We start from the raw sequence: 13,627 nt of genomic DNA, 5'->3' as shown, positions 1-13,627 counted from the left end.
CGTTCGCCATCCTTTGGCCCCAAGAAGCCGCTCTCTGAGGCGTTCCGTTCAAGGAAAAGTCGGGAGCGTCTTCTTTGTCCCAGCACAACATCATCGGCTCAGAAGCCTTCACCAACCGCCCCTATGTGCTGGTGCGAAACGTGCGGCCGGGCGGGTTTCGCCGTCGCCGGTCGCGCTCGCTGATCGCCTATGGGGTGGTGGCCGTGCTGGCCCTGTCGGCCGGCGCCGCCGTGGCCGCCTTCGCCATGGGGCCTCTGCTGATCGACAAGGCCGTCGAAGCCACGCCGACGGCGGTCGCGCCGCTGACGACGCCGAGCGCGCGCTAAACGCCTTCGCTCAAGGGACCACGAAAGCCAGAGCCTGGGCGAACAGTTCGCCGCGGCTGCGCACGCCCATCTTCTGATAGGCGCGCTTGAGGTGGGACCGGACCGTCTCCAGCGAGACGTCCATGATCTGGGCGATGCGGCCGGTCTCGTTCCCCGCCAGCAACATCTCAACAATCCGCCCTTCGGACGGCGACAAGAGGTGGGTCTCGATCAGGGCCTGGAAGCGCGTTTCGCCGCCGACGCACTGCAGGGTCAGGCCGATCAGGCAGGTCGGGGCCGACGCCACCTCGCGCGCCCAGATCACCCAGGTCCGTCCGTCAGACCCCGGCGTCGCCAGACACCGCGTTTCATCTGATCGCGCCTGCGCCATCAGACGCGGCAGGGCGCGCGACCGCAGGGACAGCCGCCCCCCTTCGACCCCGAACAGGTCGCCGTCTTCCTGGAGCGCGCGCGCGGCCTCATTCAGCCACACCACCTCCAGCATCCGCGTGACCAGCAGGCGCGCGCGCATCTCGTGATCGATCCAGGCGGCCAGGGCGCGATTGCACTGCCCTTCGACATCGTCGGCGGCCGCCGTCAATGGCCGTCGACGGCGATCCGGGTTTGATCGTCTGTCCGGGGCGAACCACGCCCCCTCTGCGGCCCGGCATCCTGCCCGACCGGCCTCCCACACAGCTTGTTCCAACGCCAACGCTCCAGGACTGGCGCACGGCCTCGCTCGAAACCGGCGGCATCTTCAACGTAAGCAACGCCTGAGCACTAACGATACCTTAACGCATATCCACAGAAGACGCACGCTTATTGCTTTTTGAGTCTTGAATTTCACATTTCAAGGCAAAGCGTCGCTGCAATTGACAGATTCGCGACCCATCTGACCGCTCACTGTAGGCGACCGCAGCGCGTCGCCCGAAGCGCAAATTGAAAACGGCGGCCCTTCGCAGGGCCGCCGCTCTCGCTTGATCGTCTGAATGACCGTCAGGCTGTCGCCGGGCGCTCCGCCCCGTCAGCCCCGTCCACAGGCCCGTCGCCCACAGGCATGTCGTCCAGTTCGCCTTCCCACTTGGCGACCACCGCAGCGGCGACCGAGTTTCCGACGACGTTGGTGGCCGAGCGGCCCATGTCGAGCAGGTGGTCGACGCCCAGGACGATGGCGATCCACGCCTCGGGCAGGCCGAAGTAGGTCAGGGTCGCCATGATCACCACCAGCGATGCGCGCGGAATGCCGGCGATGCCCTTGGACGTCACCATCAGCAGCAGCAGCATGAAGATCTGTTGCGACACGCTCAGCTGCACGCCGTGAGCCTGCATGATGAACATGGTGCCGAAGGTGCAGTAGAGCATCGACCCGTCCAGGTTGAACGAATAGCCCAGCGGCAGGACGAAGCTGACGATGCGACGGCGCACGCCGACCTTGGGCAGGGCCTCCAGGATGCGCGGATAGGCCGCTTCCGAGCTAGCCGTCGAGAAGGCCAGCAGGGTCGGGGTGCGGATCTCGCGGAACAGCGGGATCACCCGCTTGCCCAGCACCACGGCGCCGGCCAGGAACAGCAGTCCCCACAGCACGCCCATGGAGCCGTAAAAGCCCAGCACGAACTTGGCGTAGGTGCCCAGCATCTCGAGACCCTGGGTGGCGATGGTCGAGGCCAGGGCGGCGAAGATGGCGAAGGGCGCCAGCTTCATCACGAACTCGGTCACCTTCAGCATGATGGAGGCGGCCTGTTCGACCAGGTGCAGCACCGCCGGAGCCTTGTCGTCCAGGGCGGCGACCGCCGTGCCGACGAAGACCGAGAAGACGACGATCTGCAGGATCTCGTTCTTGGCCATGGCGTCGAAGATCGAGGTCGGCACCAGATGGGTGATGAAACCATGCAGCGAGAAGGCGTCCGTCGAAGCCGCCGGCGCGCTGGCCGCCACGGCTTCAGGCAGATGCATGTTCGCGCCCGGCTGCAGCAGTTGAACCATCACCAGACCCAGCACCAGCGACACGATCGAGGCGCCGATGAACCAGGTCATGGTCTTGACGCCGATCCGCCCCACCGAAGCGGCGTCCTCCATGTGCGCGATGCCCGCCACCAGGGTCGTGAACACCAGCGGCGCGATGATCATCTTGATCAGACGCAGGAAGACGTCGGTGATCAGATTCAGGTTCGACGCTGCGGCCGAGGCCTGATCCGCCGTCAGGAAATGATTGAGGCCCCACCCTGTGAGAACCCCCAATATCATGGCTCCGACGATGAAATAGGCGAACAAGCGTTTCATACAAAAAGTCGTCCAGCTTTGCAGGCCCGACGTCGCCGGACCGCAGTTACAAACCGATGGAGGATCCCCACCCGCCCAGAAGGAAGAGGCAGCGAATAAACGAAAATCCTCTGAGCTCCAACGAACTCCTCGAGGCCCAGGCGGGGGAGACATGGATCGGCCGCCGAATTTCGGCCTAGAAACGAATATTTTCCGGCCTGAAGTCCGAAAATTCGTTCATGTCTGAAACATATTCCGGAAAGGGGCGATCTCTCCCGAATTGTCCGAGACAGCGCAGGAAAATTACTCTCTTGAGACAGCGACGACCGGATCGATGCAAATTGCGTTCACGCCTGGAAGACGCCAAGCTGCGCTCAAGCCTCGCAGAAGGCTGATCGAGTGAACGCATCAGGAGTCCGCATGTCCCGCCCCATCCTTGGTTCTGCACGCCGGTTGGCCGCCGGACTGGCTGTCCTGGCCCTCTCGTCGACCAGCGCCCTGGCGCTGGAGGCGGCGGCCTCCATCTCTCCCGCCCCTGCCGCGGCGGCCGCTGCGCCCGCCCGCGCCCTGACCACGCCGATGGAAGCGTTCGGCCATGAGGTCGGCGCGGATTATCGCCTGATCACCTACACCCAGTTCGAGCGCTATCTGCACACCCTAGCCGGGCAGTCGGACCGGATGAAGCTGCTGGAGATCGGCCGGTCGTCGGAAGGGCGGACGCAATACCTCTCGGTCGTCTCCTCGCCGCAGAACCTGGCCAATATCGACCGCTATCAGGAGATCGCGCGCCGCCTGGCCAAGGCCGAGGGCGTCAGCGAGGAGGAGGCCCGCGCCCTGGCCGCCGAGGGCAAGGCCGTGGTGTGGATCGACGGCGGCCTGCATTCGACTGAGACGGTGCCGCCCCAGGCCCTGATCGCCGCCCTCTATGAATGGCTGACCGCCGAGGACGCCGAGGCGAAGCGAATCCTGGACGATGTGGTCATCCTGTTCGCGCCGCTGAACCCGGACGGGTGGGAGCTGGTCTCCACCTGGTACATGCGCAATGAAGACCCGCTGAAGCGCGAGTACGACAGCATCCCGGTGCTGTACCAAAAGTACGTCGGCCACGATAACAACCGCGACTACTACCTGTCGGCCATGGCCGAGACGACCAACGTCAACCGGCAGTTCTTCCGCGAGTGGTTCCCGCAGATCATCTACAACCACCACCAGACGGCGCCGGCGGGGACCGTGGTCTTCATGCCGCCCTTCCGCGACCCCTTCAACTACAACTACGACCCCCTGGTCATGAGCACCCTGTCCGAGGTCGGCGCCGCCATGCACAGCCGCCTGATCGAAGAGGGCAAGCCCGGCTCGACCATGCGCAGCGGGGCCAACTATTCGACGTGGAACAACGGGATGGAGCGCTCCGTCACCTATTTCCACAACGCCGTCGGCCTGCTGACCGAGATCACGGGCCACCCGACGCCCAGCCAGATCCGCCTGATCCCGGACAACCAGTTGCCGCGCAACGACCTGCCCATGCCGGTCGCGCCGCAGACCTGGCGTTTCGCCCAGTCGATCGACTATTCGCAGTCGATCAACCGCGCCGTGCTGAACTACGCCTCGCGCAACAAGGACCGGACGCTGTTCAACATCTGGCGCATGGGCCAGAACGCCATCGACAAGGGCAATACCGACACCTGGCGCCTCACCCCCTCAGCGGTGGATGCGCTGAACGCTGCGGCCGGAACGCAGGCCGACGCCCGACGCGGCGTCGATCCGGCCCTGTATGAGCGCATCATGCGCGACCCGGCCCGTCGCGACCCGCGCGGCTATGTCATCCCGGCGGATCAGGCCGACCTGCCGACCGCCGTCGCCTTCCTGAACAGCCTGATCAAGACCGGCGTCGACGTCGAGCGCGCTGTCCGCGCTTTCACCGTGGGCGGCAAGACCTATCCGGCGGGCTCCTATGTCGTGAAGACGGCCCAGGCCTATCGCCCGCATGTGCTGGACATGTTCGAGCCGCAGGACCACCCGCACGACCTGCAGTATCCGGGCGGCCCGCCCGCCCTGCCCTATGACGCCACCGGCTACACCCTGGCGCTGCAGATGGGGGTCCAGTTCGACCGCATCCTCGACGGCTTCGAGGCGCCGACCGAGCGCGTCGCCGACGTCATGGCCCCGCCGCCCGGCAAGATCGAAGGCACGGGCCGCGCCGGCTGGCTGATCGATCATGCGCCGATCAACGGCTATCTGCTGACCAACCGCCTGCTGGCGGCGGGCGTGCCGGTCTATTGGCAGGAAGGCGAGACCCGCGCAGGCCGTGCGACCCTGGCGCCCGGCGCCCTGTGGATTCCGGCCGACGACAAGGCCCGCCCCATCGTCGAGGCGGCCGTGCGCGACCTGGGCCTGAACGCCCACGCCGTCGCCCGCGCGCCCGGCGGCGAGCGAATCACGCTGAAGCCCGTCCGCATCGGCCTGGTCGACCGTTACGGCGGCTCCATGGCCTCGGGCTGGACCAAGTGGATGCTCGAACAGTTCGAATATCCGTTCGAGGTGGTCTATCCGCAGCGCCTCGACGCGGGCGACCTGAACAAGGATTTCGACGTCCTGCTGTTCGCCTCGGACATGATCCCGGCCGGCCTGTCCGCCGCCGCCCAGCGCCCGCAACCGGCGCCGGACAGCATCCCCGCCGAATACCGCAGCTGGCTGGGCCACATCACCGCCGAGAAGACCGTGCCCCAGCTGGACGCCTTCGCCCGGGCCGGCGGCAGCGTCGTCACCATCGGCTCGGCCCACCGCCTGGCCGCCGCCATGGGCGCGCCGGTGCAGGACGTGCTGACGGGCGCCGACGGCAAGCCTCTGGCCTCGACCGACTTCTTCATCCCCGGCGCGGTGATGAAGACCGAGGTCGACAACAGCCGCCCCCTGACCTTCGGCGCGCCGCGTCAGATGGACGTCTTCTTCAACCGCAATGCGGGCTTCCGCCACGCGGGCGACGGCGCGTCCCTGGTGCGCTATCCGCAGCAGGTCGCCGTCTCCAGCGGCTGGGCCATCGGCTCGGACAAGCTGGCGGGCGCCGACGCCGTACTGGATCTGGAGCACGGTCAGGGCCGGGTCATCGTCCTGGGCCCCGACGTGGTCAACCGCGCCCAGGCCCGCGCCTCCAGCCGCCTGCTGTTCAACGCCCTGTTCTACGGCCCGGCCGCATCGCGCGACGCGGCCCGCTAATCAGACCGACCGAACAGGACAGGCCGCCCGGCGATCAACCGGGCGGCCTTTTTCGCGGCCCAGTCGTGGAGAGTGAACGCGTCCGGATTCGCCGACGAACTGGGGGCGGTCGTCATGAGGTCGCGTTCCGAAGCTGGGAATGGTCGCGCCACTCCCACCGACCGAGAAGAATGATCAAGGACATCAGCAGGAGCACGCAGTTCACGGCCGCCAGGAAGATGTCGCCGTTGAGCGTGTGAAAGACGACCATGCCGCCGGCGACCGCCAGAAGGCCGGTAGCGCCGACCAGCATGACCGAACGGAACAGCGACCAGGACATCAGCGGCGCGACGATGAACAGGGCGAGCGCCGTCTCGATCCCGCCGATCACACGCAGCAGTTCCGTATCGACCTGAGCCGGCCACGTCATCATCAGGGCCAGCAAGTCATGCTTCTGAGTGAGCTTGGCGTATCCGGCCCCGATGTAGAACATGGCCAGCCAGCTTTGCATGACCCACAGGAACAGGTGCGCGTACAGGCGTGAACGCCGCGCTGCGGGGGATGTCGGCCCAGGACGGCGCGCCCCTGCGACCCAGGAACGGGGAAGCATGATCGATCTCAATCGGCGGAAGTTGACAGAAAAGGCCCGGCCGGTCGGTTCAGCCCTGCGGTCCGGCCTGCAAGGCGGCGACGACGCGCGAAAGCCAGCGCGTGCCGACGCCCGGCGTCTGGGCGATGCACCCCCAGCAGGGGGATGTAGAACATGGCCAGCCAGGTCTGCATGATCCGCAGGACACGCTGCATGCCCCCCCAAGAACGAGAACGCATGGTCAATCAGTCCTTCTGCGGCCCGGTTCCGGCCGCTTCGGGGAAATAGAGCCCCGTCACGGAATCCACAGCCATGCTCGCGGCCATGCGGCCGATGTCCCGGCGCGGACCGTAGGCGGCGCAGGGGTCCGGTGAGGGAATCTTGATCTCCTTGCGGGCCTTGGTAGCGAAGGCTTCTCTCACCGCGTCTCCCATCGGCTCGGCCATCTGCAAGGCGTCGCCGACGCGCGAGAGCGAAGGCGTGTCCATGCCCACCACCTGGGCGGTGCGCGCTCCGATTCCACAGCCAGTCCGCCGGTCGAACCCGGTACGCGCAGAGTGACGACAGGCACGACGAAGCCGCTGGCGGCGCTGACGACGGACCCCACGCGGCCCGTCGCTTCAAACCGCACGATGGCCGTGCGGACCGTCGCGGTCTTCGACGTCGGCGTCGTCACCACCGCAAAACGCTCGCTGACTTCGAAACAGATCTGACGATCCACCTCGCGCAGCACCATCGAACGCTCCGTCTCCGTCAGACCTTCGCCGACGCGGGGAGCGAAAACCGCCTTTTCCAAGAAGACGCTATCAACGCTGTCGGATGCGGCGTCGTCGCGGCGCTGCTGAATCGAGGCGCCCTCGTTTATGCCGCCGCGCTTCTGCATGTCGGCGTAGCTGCTGAGAAAGCCGGAGTTCGGCGCAGGCTTGGTGGTGCAGGCGGCAAGGCCCGCCGTTGCGAGAATGGGGGCGATCATGAGCGCTCTGTTCATGAGGTGTCTCCGGTCGTCGTCTTGGCTCACAGCGCCCTGATGCCGGCGCTCCACCTGAGACGCCGCCGCCCCGCCTCCCCCTCAATCGAATTCAAAATATTCTTCCGGACTCCAACTTGACGCATTGCGGAAAACGCCAGCGCATTGGAGAAGGCCGCTTCTGGATATGGCGACGTCTGACATCGAGGGGTCTATTCACACGTGACGTCGAACGCGAAAGCCGAACTTCTGGCCGTTTACTTGGAACGTCGCCCCGCGCTCGTCCGCTTCTTTGCGACGAGGATCGGATGCCCTGATCGTGCGGAAGACATCGTGCAGGACATCTACGTTAGACTTCAGGCCCTGTCGGAAACCTCTGCGCGCGAAATCGCCAATCCCGCCGCCTTCCTATACCGGATCGGCGGCAATCTGATGTTGGACGGCGTTCGGCGACGACAGCGCGCCTCGGCCAGGGATCAGGCCTGGTCCGATGCGTCGAGCCTAAGCTCTGACGGCGTATCGGTCGCCGATTCCCCCTCTCCCGAGGATGCGGCCTGGGCGCGGTTGAAGTTCGATCGGGTCGCGGCGGCCGTCGAGGAGCTCCCTCCCAATGTCCGCATCGCCCTTCGTCTGCACCGGATCGAAGGCCTGACCCACGCAGAGGTCGCCGCACGCATGGGCGTCTCGCGCAGCTCGGTCGAAAAGTACCTGAGCACGGCCCTGGCCCACCTGTTGAAACGGGTCGGATGGCCATGAAATCAAGATTTCACCGCTATTCATTGTGGGTCGTCGCGCTCCGCGGCGTCTCTTTCTCTGGACGCCCCCTCGTCCTACGGGCTGAAGCCGCATGACACGCCACACCTCGCCCTTTTCCCAGAGCGTTATCGACCAGGCCTCGGCCTGGGCCGTCCGGCTGGGCGGCGGCGACATGTCCGAGGCGGACTACCTGGACCTTGAAGCCTGGCTGGCGGCCTCGCCCGATCATCCTCACGCCCTGACTGAAACCGAGCAGCTATGGGCGGCCCTGGACGATGATCGCGGCGCGCTGGACGCCGCCTTGACGCAGGCCGCCGCCGCGACAGCGCCGACGATATCCGCCCTCGCGCCCCGCAAACGCTCGCCCAATCGACGCTGGCGGTGGGCCGGCGGAGGCCTGGCGGCCGCCCTGGCCGCAGGCCTTCTGCTCCTGCCTTTGTTGAGCGGTCGGCCCTCCACCTATGTCACCGCGCCCGGCGAACAGAAGACGATCACCCTCCGCGACGGCTCGTCCATCGCCATGAACGGCGGCTCGGAACTTTCGGTCCGCCTGTCCGGCAAGGAGCGCTTGATCGAGATGAAGTCGGCCGAAGCCGCCTTCGACGTGGCGCACGACGCCCAGCGCCCCTTCCGCGTGACGGTCGGCGAGAGCCGGATCGAGGTCTTGGGCACGGCCTTCGACGTTCGTCGCGACGGGCGCTCCACGACCGTCAACGTCTCCAGAGGCGTCGTGCGGGTCTCCGAACTGGCGGACCCCGCCCACAACGTCCGCCTGACCATGGGACAGGCCGTCACCCTGGTGGACGGCAGCCACGCCCTCGAGGTGACGCAAGGCTCGACCGAGACCGCCGGCTGGCGCGCCGGGCGGCTGGTTTACGACAACCGCCCCCTGTCGGACGTCGCCGCCGACCTCAGCCGCGCCTATCCGACGCCCGTACGCGCCGTCGGCGACGCCGCCGATATCCGCTTCACAGGCACCCTGGTTCTCGACGACCAGGCCTCGACCTTGCGTCGTCTCGAGGCCTTTCTTCCCATCTCCGCATCCCGCGCGGATGGAGCCGTCCAGCTCAGGTCACGCGAAGCCGCTCGATGATCTGCAGAGGGCGACGCGGGTTCATCCTGTTCGGCATTGCGTTCTCGCTGGGCGGCCAGACGGCGCAGGCCGGGGAGCGACATCGCCTGTCCATCCCCGCCCAGCCGATGACGGCGGCCGTCCTGCAACTCGGCGTTCAGGCCCGGGTCTCGATCAACGCCGGAGCCGCCGCCGCCTGCGGCCGTTCGCGCGCCGTCCGCGGCTCTCATGACGTCCAATCGGCCTTGCGCCTGATGACGGAGGGGAGCGCCTGCGCCTTCCGGCGCATCGACGATCGAACCTACATCATCACGCCGCGCCCCCAACCGCGCCCTGCGCCCTCCCTGAGGACAGCCCCCGAAGCGCCGCCGGTCGAGTACGTCCCTTTCGCCGTCGATGACGTCATCGTCACCGCCACGAAACGCGATCTGGCGCTGGCCGACGCCCCCTACGCCCTGTCCGCGCTGGACGGAGACGTCTTTGACGCCGCGGCGCGACAAGACACCGCCGCCCTCGCCATTCGCCTGGCGGGGCTCACCGTCACCAACCTGGGCTCCGGCCGCAACAAACTGTTCGTGCGGGGACTGGCCGACAGCCCCCTGACCGGCCAGACGCAGGCGATGGTGGGGCTGTACCTCGACGAAACCCGCCTGACCTACGACGCGCCCGATCCGGACCTGCGCCTGGTCGACCTGGAACGCGTCGAGCTCCTGCGCGGCCCCCAGGCTTCGCTCTATGGGGCCGGCGCCATGGGAGGGGTGCTGAAGCTGGTGAGCCGACCGCCCGAACTGGACGCCTACAGCGGCAAGGCCTCCGCAGGGGTCAGCTTCACCGAAGGCTCCATCTCCGGCAATTCGACGGATGTGATCTTCAACGCGCCGTTGATCCGCGACCGCCTGGCCATGCGCACCGTCATCTATCAGGAAAGGTTCGGCGGCGTCATCGACGACACGAATCTGGGCCTGATCGACACCGGCCGCACCGTGCGCTCGGGAACGCGCATGACGTTTCTATGGCGCATTGATCCCCAGTGGCAGGCGCGGCTCGGCTGGGTGCGGCAGGACATCAGGATCAACGACAGCCAGTACGCCTTCGAATCCCAAGGAACCTACGAACGCGCCCTGTCGAAACGCGAGCCGAGCAACAACAACTTCAGCGGCATGGCGCTGGCTGTCACGGGAGATTTGAGCTGGGGGCGGGTGAAGATCACCAACGCCTTTCAGGCGCACAACCTCGGCCGTCGCTACGATGCGACCAGGGCCGCCGCACCACTGGGCGCAAGCGACGGGCCGCTGATCTATGACGAGGCGGACAGCATCGAGGCGATCGCGCTGGAGATGTCCGTCGCCACCCATCCAGGCGGCCCCTTTGAAGGCATCGCCGGCGTCTACGCCTCGCAATACGAACATGACCGGGCCGGCGAACTGCGCGATCTCAAGCCTGACCAACAACTGTTTCGGGCCGTCAAGCAGGACAAAACCTGGGAAGCCGCCCTGTTCGGCGAAGCGACCTGGAATCCGCGTGATCGCATCAAGCTCAGCCAGCAATTGTCCCCCGTCGCCACCACCCAGATGGGAGACTATGTGACGTCCGAAGTGGCCGCGAGCGTCGCCATGGGCGCCTGGGACGCCACCCTCCGCATAGACAATCTGTTCAACGGCTCGGGCGACACCTTCGGCTACGGCAACCCTTTCCTCGTCGGCCGAGAAACCGTCGCCACGCCCCAAAGACCGCGCAGCTTCACCCTGTCGCTGACGCGCAGCTTCTGACGGCGGGGCATGCCGCACCCTGCCGCCTGCGGCGACTTGGCTGGCTGCCCATAAATCATTGAAATGATTGGAGCGGGTAGCGAGAATCGAACTCGCGACATTCAGCTTGGGAAGCTGACGTTCTACCTCTGAACTATACCCGCTCAAAAAGATCGTTTAGCGTCAATGCCTTAGCGATCCGAATGGCTAACCTGTAGGGGGTGGGTAGCCATTTCCTGTTCCTGATTCAACCCTTTTGAGGCGCGATCTGCAAGGCGTTTTTGATCGCGGGCGCGGGTATATCGCTGAACCTCTTTCGCCGTCTGGTGGCCCGACCAAGCCATGATTTCCGCTTCGCTGTGCCCGGCGTTGGCCAGACGGGTGCAGCCTGCCTTGCGAAGGCCGTGAGCCGTGCCCGGCACTCCAGCCGCCTTGCAGGCCTCCCCGAACCAGTTTGCAAAGCCTTGGGCCGTGAAGGCTACGCCGCGCGCGCTTTGCAGGAACAGCATCTGATTGGCCGGCACCGTGTCGAGCGATGCCTTCAGGGCCGGGAGGATCGGCAGGGATAAAGGCGCGTCCGTCTTCTCCTGCGTGAAGACCAACCGCCCGTCCCGGATATGCTGGCGCCCCATCTGGCGCACGTCGCCTGACCGCTGGACCGTGTAGAGCATCAGGTCGAAAGCCAGCCGCTCGCGCGTCCCGACAGCCCACTTCGCCTCAAAGGCGTCGATCTCGGCTTCGCTCCAGGTGTGGTGGCCGGCCGTCGTGGTCTTCAGCGCCTTGATGCCCGCCGTGGGGTCGTCAGGCCGCCAGCCGCGCGAGACGGCGAAGGTCATCAGCGCGCGCAGCACCTTGACGAGATTGTTGGCCGCTGCGGGTCGGTCAGCCATTCGGTCCCGCAGGTCGAGGACGTGGCGAGGCTGGAAGCCGCGAACGCCGAACTCGCCCCGCATGGCGCGGAGCCGTTCGATCGTGCCGCGATAGTGCTTCTGGGTGGTCGGCTTGAGCTGACGCCAGTCCGCAGACGCGTAGAAGGCGATCGCCAGGGCGTTGATCGTCCCCGGCTTGGTCCGCCCTGCCCCCGGCTCGATCTTCTTCAGTCCCTGCGTCGCGCTGGCGTAGGCCTCGGCGAACTCAGGATCACCCGGCTTCCCCGGCAGGTAGACGGTGGCGCATCCCTTGCGTCGGAACCGATAGCGGACCTTGCCGTGACGGTCGCGGAAGCAGGTCACATTGGCGAAGCCTGTCATCTTCCCAGCGCTGCGTCCCACTCCCGTTCCTCTGCCTCTGCGTCCACGCCGCTGTTGACGGGGGATCTAGCATGGAGGCGAACGATGCCGCCCGGCAAGAGGTCATAAGCCGCAGGCTCCACCCCCCTGCCCGCCAAGGCGGTTAGGATGCGCTCGATTTCAGTCAGGCGAACGATGCGGGGTTCGCGTTTGGGCTTGGTCATTCCGCCCTCCTGGCGCAGATCAGGACGATGGGGGTCATCACCACAAGTCCTCCGAAAAGAGCTTGCCTTCGCAATGCATGAGGCCCGTTAGTTGGCCGGATGCGCGAGCAATCACAGCGGCCTCTTCACGTGTCGCAAATGAACCGTCCGACAGCAGAAACCCGCTGTCTTCACCGTCTGGATATGGGCCGTCAGGGTGGATCGCGAACAGGTTGTGATGGCGAGCAGGTGGCGGCGCGCTGATGATGACCGGCACTGCTCTCGGATCGCCAGTTTGTTCAGGCGTCAGGTGGATGCGGTGCGCGGCCGCGACAACACGGACAGGCGGGACGATGGGGGTCATGCTGGCCCTCCGAACGCGGGGGTGATGGCGACGCGCGACAGGCGCCAGCCGCGACGATAGGCTCGCTGCCAGACCTTCGAGGCGCTCATGCCGTCGTGATGGCCGGTGCGCCATCCGGCGACGAAGTTGTGCATGGCCGACTCGCGGGTGAATGACACGCTGTCGATTGCCGGAGCGCCGGGGCAACCGAAACCGCGATCCTCGGGGTAGAGGACGGCCCAGCCGAACGATGTCGCCGTCATTCCCCCTCTCCCTGTTTGGCGCGGAGGATGGCGATGACTAGGGCGAGGGCGGGGGTTTTGCTGATGGCATAAACCTCCGTGTCCGAGGACAGCAGAAACGCCCCATTCGGAATCGTCAGGCTTGCCTCATAGTTCGGGTCTAGCTGCTGCACTGACCATCGCCACCCCGGCAACACCCTCTCGACTATCGCTAGGGCGGCGTCCATAGATGACGTCCAATGCGCATCCCAAGCGCCCCATGCACCGTCTTTGTCGCCGCACATCGCGACGCCTAGAGACTGGCCGATCTCTGCATCCAGCTCCCGGCTCCCCACCTCGGCGGCCTCCAGCCTAGCGATGAGGGCGGACAGGTCAGCGGTCATTGCGGTCCTCGATTGTATGCAGCGATGTTCCTCATGCCCTCTGGAGATATGAGAAGTCGCCATTCGGGCCCTGACGCTCTTCGTTCGTCTGGTCACGGCTGGGCTCCAGTTGATCGGCGACAGCCTGAGCGTTCTGGGCGACCTGCTTACGGGCGACTTCGCAGGCGCCTGGGAAGGCGCGAATGGTGGGGGCCGGTCGGCATTGCGCTCGGCGCCATGACGACAGCAAACGGGTACAGCGGTCGAATGACCACTGCTCCCTACAACTTCGACAACACCAGCGGGGTCGGCTTCCACGTGAAGTCGTCTCATATGTACATCAGCGCTTCACGTACGGGA

The 13,627-nt window shown here is 66.1% G+C and carries 16 protein-coding genes and 1 tRNA gene; 5 read left to right on the top strand and 12 right to left on the bottom strand.

Going from position 1 to position 13,627, the window contains the following annotated elements:
* Window positions 1–74 precede the first annotated feature (74 nt).
* Window positions 75–326 (top strand): hypothetical protein, encoded by a 252-nt coding sequence (locus tag ACU5AP_RS09920; protein ID WP_003164051.1) that lies wholly within the window; start codon window positions 75–77, stop codon window positions 324–326.
* Between the two features lie 10 nt (window positions 327–336).
* On the opposite strand, the gene ACU5AP_RS09915 is transcribed toward ACU5AP_RS09920, so the two are convergent.
* Window positions 337–906: a helix-turn-helix transcriptional regulator gene (locus tag ACU5AP_RS09915; protein WP_003164052.1), complete on the bottom strand. Its 570-nt coding sequence runs from the start codon at window positions 904–906 to the stop codon at window positions 337–339.
* A gap of 395 nt (window positions 907–1,301) precedes the next feature.
* Window positions 1,302–2,585: a dicarboxylate/amino acid:cation symporter gene (locus ACU5AP_RS09910; protein WP_046654445.1), complete on the bottom strand. Its 1,284-nt coding sequence runs from the start codon at window positions 2,583–2,585 to the stop codon at window positions 1,302–1,304.
* Between the two features lie 399 nt (window positions 2,586–2,984).
* Between ACU5AP_RS09910 and ACU5AP_RS09905 the strand changes: the two genes are divergently transcribed.
* The gene (locus ACU5AP_RS09905; RefSeq protein WP_446681162.1) at window positions 2,985–5,777 is read left to right on the top strand and encodes a M14 family metallopeptidase; all 2,793 of its coding nucleotides are present in this window, start codon (window positions 2,985–2,987) and stop codon (window positions 5,775–5,777) included.
* Between the two features lie 112 nt (window positions 5,778–5,889).
* Here ACU5AP_RS09905 and ACU5AP_RS09900 read toward each other — a convergent pair whose 3' ends face one another.
* Genes ACU5AP_RS09900 through ACU5AP_RS09885 form a run of 4 tightly spaced genes read right to left on the bottom strand, consistent with a single transcriptional unit; the run spans window position 5,890 to window position 7,333 of the window.
* A complete protein-coding gene (locus tag ACU5AP_RS09900) occupies window positions 5,890–6,366 on the bottom strand; it encodes a DoxX family protein (protein WP_446681161.1) in 477 nt (158 codons plus the stop codon).
* Between the two features lie 8 nt (window positions 6,367–6,374).
* Window positions 6,375–6,584, bottom strand: coding sequence for a hypothetical protein (locus ACU5AP_RS09895; protein WP_446681160.1), 210 nt, complete (start codon window positions 6,582–6,584; stop codon window positions 6,375–6,377).
* 6 nt (window positions 6,585–6,590) lie between these two features.
* Complete coding sequence (locus tag ACU5AP_RS09890) at window positions 6,591–6,767, bottom strand: hypothetical protein (protein WP_446681159.1); 177 nt, start codon at window positions 6,765–6,767, stop codon at window positions 6,591–6,593.
* Window positions 6,764–7,333, bottom strand: a complete 570-nt coding sequence (locus ACU5AP_RS09885) for a DUF3313 family protein (protein ID WP_446681158.1) — start codon at window positions 7,331–7,333, stop codon at window positions 6,764–6,766. The genes ACU5AP_RS09890 and ACU5AP_RS09885 overlap by 4 nt, the downstream gene beginning before the upstream one ends.
* A 201-nt stretch (window positions 7,334–7,534) precedes the next feature.
* Between ACU5AP_RS09885 and ACU5AP_RS09880 the strand changes: the two genes are divergently transcribed.
* The 3 genes from ACU5AP_RS09880 (at window position 7,535) to ACU5AP_RS09870 (ending at window position 10,909) form a co-directional block, all read left to right on the top strand.
* Complete coding sequence (locus ACU5AP_RS09880) at window positions 7,535–8,068, top strand: RNA polymerase sigma factor (RefSeq protein WP_440229314.1); 534 nt, start codon at window positions 7,535–7,537, stop codon at window positions 8,066–8,068.
* Between the two features lie 91 nt (window positions 8,069–8,159).
* On the top strand, window positions 8,160–9,161 hold the full coding sequence (locus tag ACU5AP_RS09875) for a FecR family protein (protein ID WP_440229313.1): 1,002 nt from the start codon (window positions 8,160–8,162) through the stop codon (window positions 9,159–9,161).
* Complete coding sequence (locus ACU5AP_RS09870; protein WP_446681157.1) at window positions 9,158–10,909, top strand: TonB-dependent receptor plug domain-containing protein; 1,752 nt, start codon at window positions 9,158–9,160, stop codon at window positions 10,907–10,909. The genes ACU5AP_RS09875 and ACU5AP_RS09870 overlap by 4 nt, the downstream gene beginning before the upstream one ends.
* Before the next feature lie 68 nt (window positions 10,910–10,977).
* On the opposite strand, the gene ACU5AP_RS09865 is transcribed toward ACU5AP_RS09870, so the two are convergent.
* The 6 genes from ACU5AP_RS09865 to ACU5AP_RS09840 form a co-directional block, all read right to left on the bottom strand.
* A tRNA-Gly gene (locus ACU5AP_RS09865) sits at window positions 10,978–11,052 on the bottom strand.
* Between the two features lie 27 nt (window positions 11,053–11,079).
* The gene (locus ACU5AP_RS09860) at window positions 11,080–12,138 is read right to left on the bottom strand and encodes a tyrosine-type recombinase/integrase (protein WP_446681156.1); all 1,059 of its coding nucleotides are present in this window, start codon (window positions 12,136–12,138) and stop codon (window positions 11,080–11,082) included.
* Window positions 12,135–12,341 (bottom strand): hypothetical protein, encoded by a 207-nt coding sequence (locus tag ACU5AP_RS09855; protein ID WP_446681155.1) that lies wholly within the window; start codon window positions 12,339–12,341, stop codon window positions 12,135–12,137. The genes ACU5AP_RS09860 and ACU5AP_RS09855 overlap by 4 nt, the downstream gene beginning before the upstream one ends.
* Before the next feature lie 37 nt (window positions 12,342–12,378).
* Complete coding sequence (locus ACU5AP_RS09850) at window positions 12,379–12,684, bottom strand: hypothetical protein (RefSeq protein WP_446681154.1); 306 nt, start codon at window positions 12,682–12,684, stop codon at window positions 12,379–12,381.
* Window positions 12,681–12,926: a hypothetical protein gene (locus ACU5AP_RS09845; protein ID WP_440233993.1), complete on the bottom strand. Its 246-nt coding sequence runs from the start codon at window positions 12,924–12,926 to the stop codon at window positions 12,681–12,683. The genes ACU5AP_RS09850 and ACU5AP_RS09845 overlap by 4 nt, the downstream gene beginning before the upstream one ends.
* A complete protein-coding gene (locus ACU5AP_RS09840) occupies window positions 12,923–13,288 on the bottom strand; it encodes a hypothetical protein (protein ID WP_446681153.1) in 366 nt (121 codons plus the stop codon). Before ACU5AP_RS09840 ends, ACU5AP_RS09845 begins: the two co-directional genes overlap by 4 nt.
* Window positions 13,289–13,627: the final 339 nt, after the last annotated feature.

Source organism: Brevundimonas sp. RM1 (assembly GCF_052907225.1).
The sequence above is the reverse complement of the archived record's forward strand: the minus strand, read 5'-3'. Positions and strand labels throughout refer to the sequence as shown.

Bases quoted from the DNA above. Each gene is read 5' to 3' on its own strand.
- ACU5AP_RS09910 (WP_046654445.1), bottom strand. From the start codon at position 2,585: ATGAAACGCTTGTTCGCCTATTTCATCGTCGGAGCCATGATATTGGGG.
- ACU5AP_RS09905 (WP_446681162.1), top strand. From the start codon at position 2,985: ATGTCCCGCCCCATCCTTGGTTCTGCACGCCGGTTGGCCGCCGGACTG.
- ACU5AP_RS09900 (WP_446681161.1), bottom strand. From the start codon at position 6,366: ATGCTTCCCCGTTCCTGGGTCGCAGGGGCGCGCCGTCCTGGGCCGACA.
- ACU5AP_RS09895 (WP_446681160.1), bottom strand. From the start codon at position 6,584: ATGCGTTCTCGTTCTTGGGGGGGCATGCAGCGTGTCCTGCGGATCATG.
- ACU5AP_RS09885 (WP_446681158.1), bottom strand. From the start codon at position 7,333: ATGAACAGAGCGCTCATGATCGCCCCCATTCTCGCAACGGCGGGCCTT.
- ACU5AP_RS09875 (WP_440229313.1), top strand. From the start codon at position 8,160: ATGACACGCCACACCTCGCCCTTTTCCCAGAGCGTTATCGACCAGGCC.
- ACU5AP_RS09870 (WP_446681157.1), top strand. From the start codon at position 9,158: ATGATCTGCAGAGGGCGACGCGGGTTCATCCTGTTCGGCATTGCGTTC.
- ACU5AP_RS09860 (WP_446681156.1), bottom strand. From the start codon at position 12,138: ATGACAGGCTTCGCCAATGTGACCTGCTTCCGCGACCGTCACGGCAAG.
- ACU5AP_RS09855 (WP_446681155.1), bottom strand. From the start codon at position 12,341: ATGACCAAGCCCAAACGCGAACCCCGCATCGTTCGCCTGACTGAAATC.
- ACU5AP_RS09850 (WP_446681154.1), bottom strand. From the start codon at position 12,684: ATGACCCCCATCGTCCCGCCTGTCCGTGTTGTCGCGGCCGCGCACCGC.
- ACU5AP_RS09845 (WP_440233993.1), bottom strand. From the start codon at position 12,926: ATGACGGCGACATCGTTCGGCTGGGCCGTCCTCTACCCCGAGGATCGC.
- ACU5AP_RS09840 (WP_446681153.1), bottom strand. From the start codon at position 13,288: ATGACCGCTGACCTGTCCGCCCTCATCGCTAGGCTGGAGGCCGCCGAG.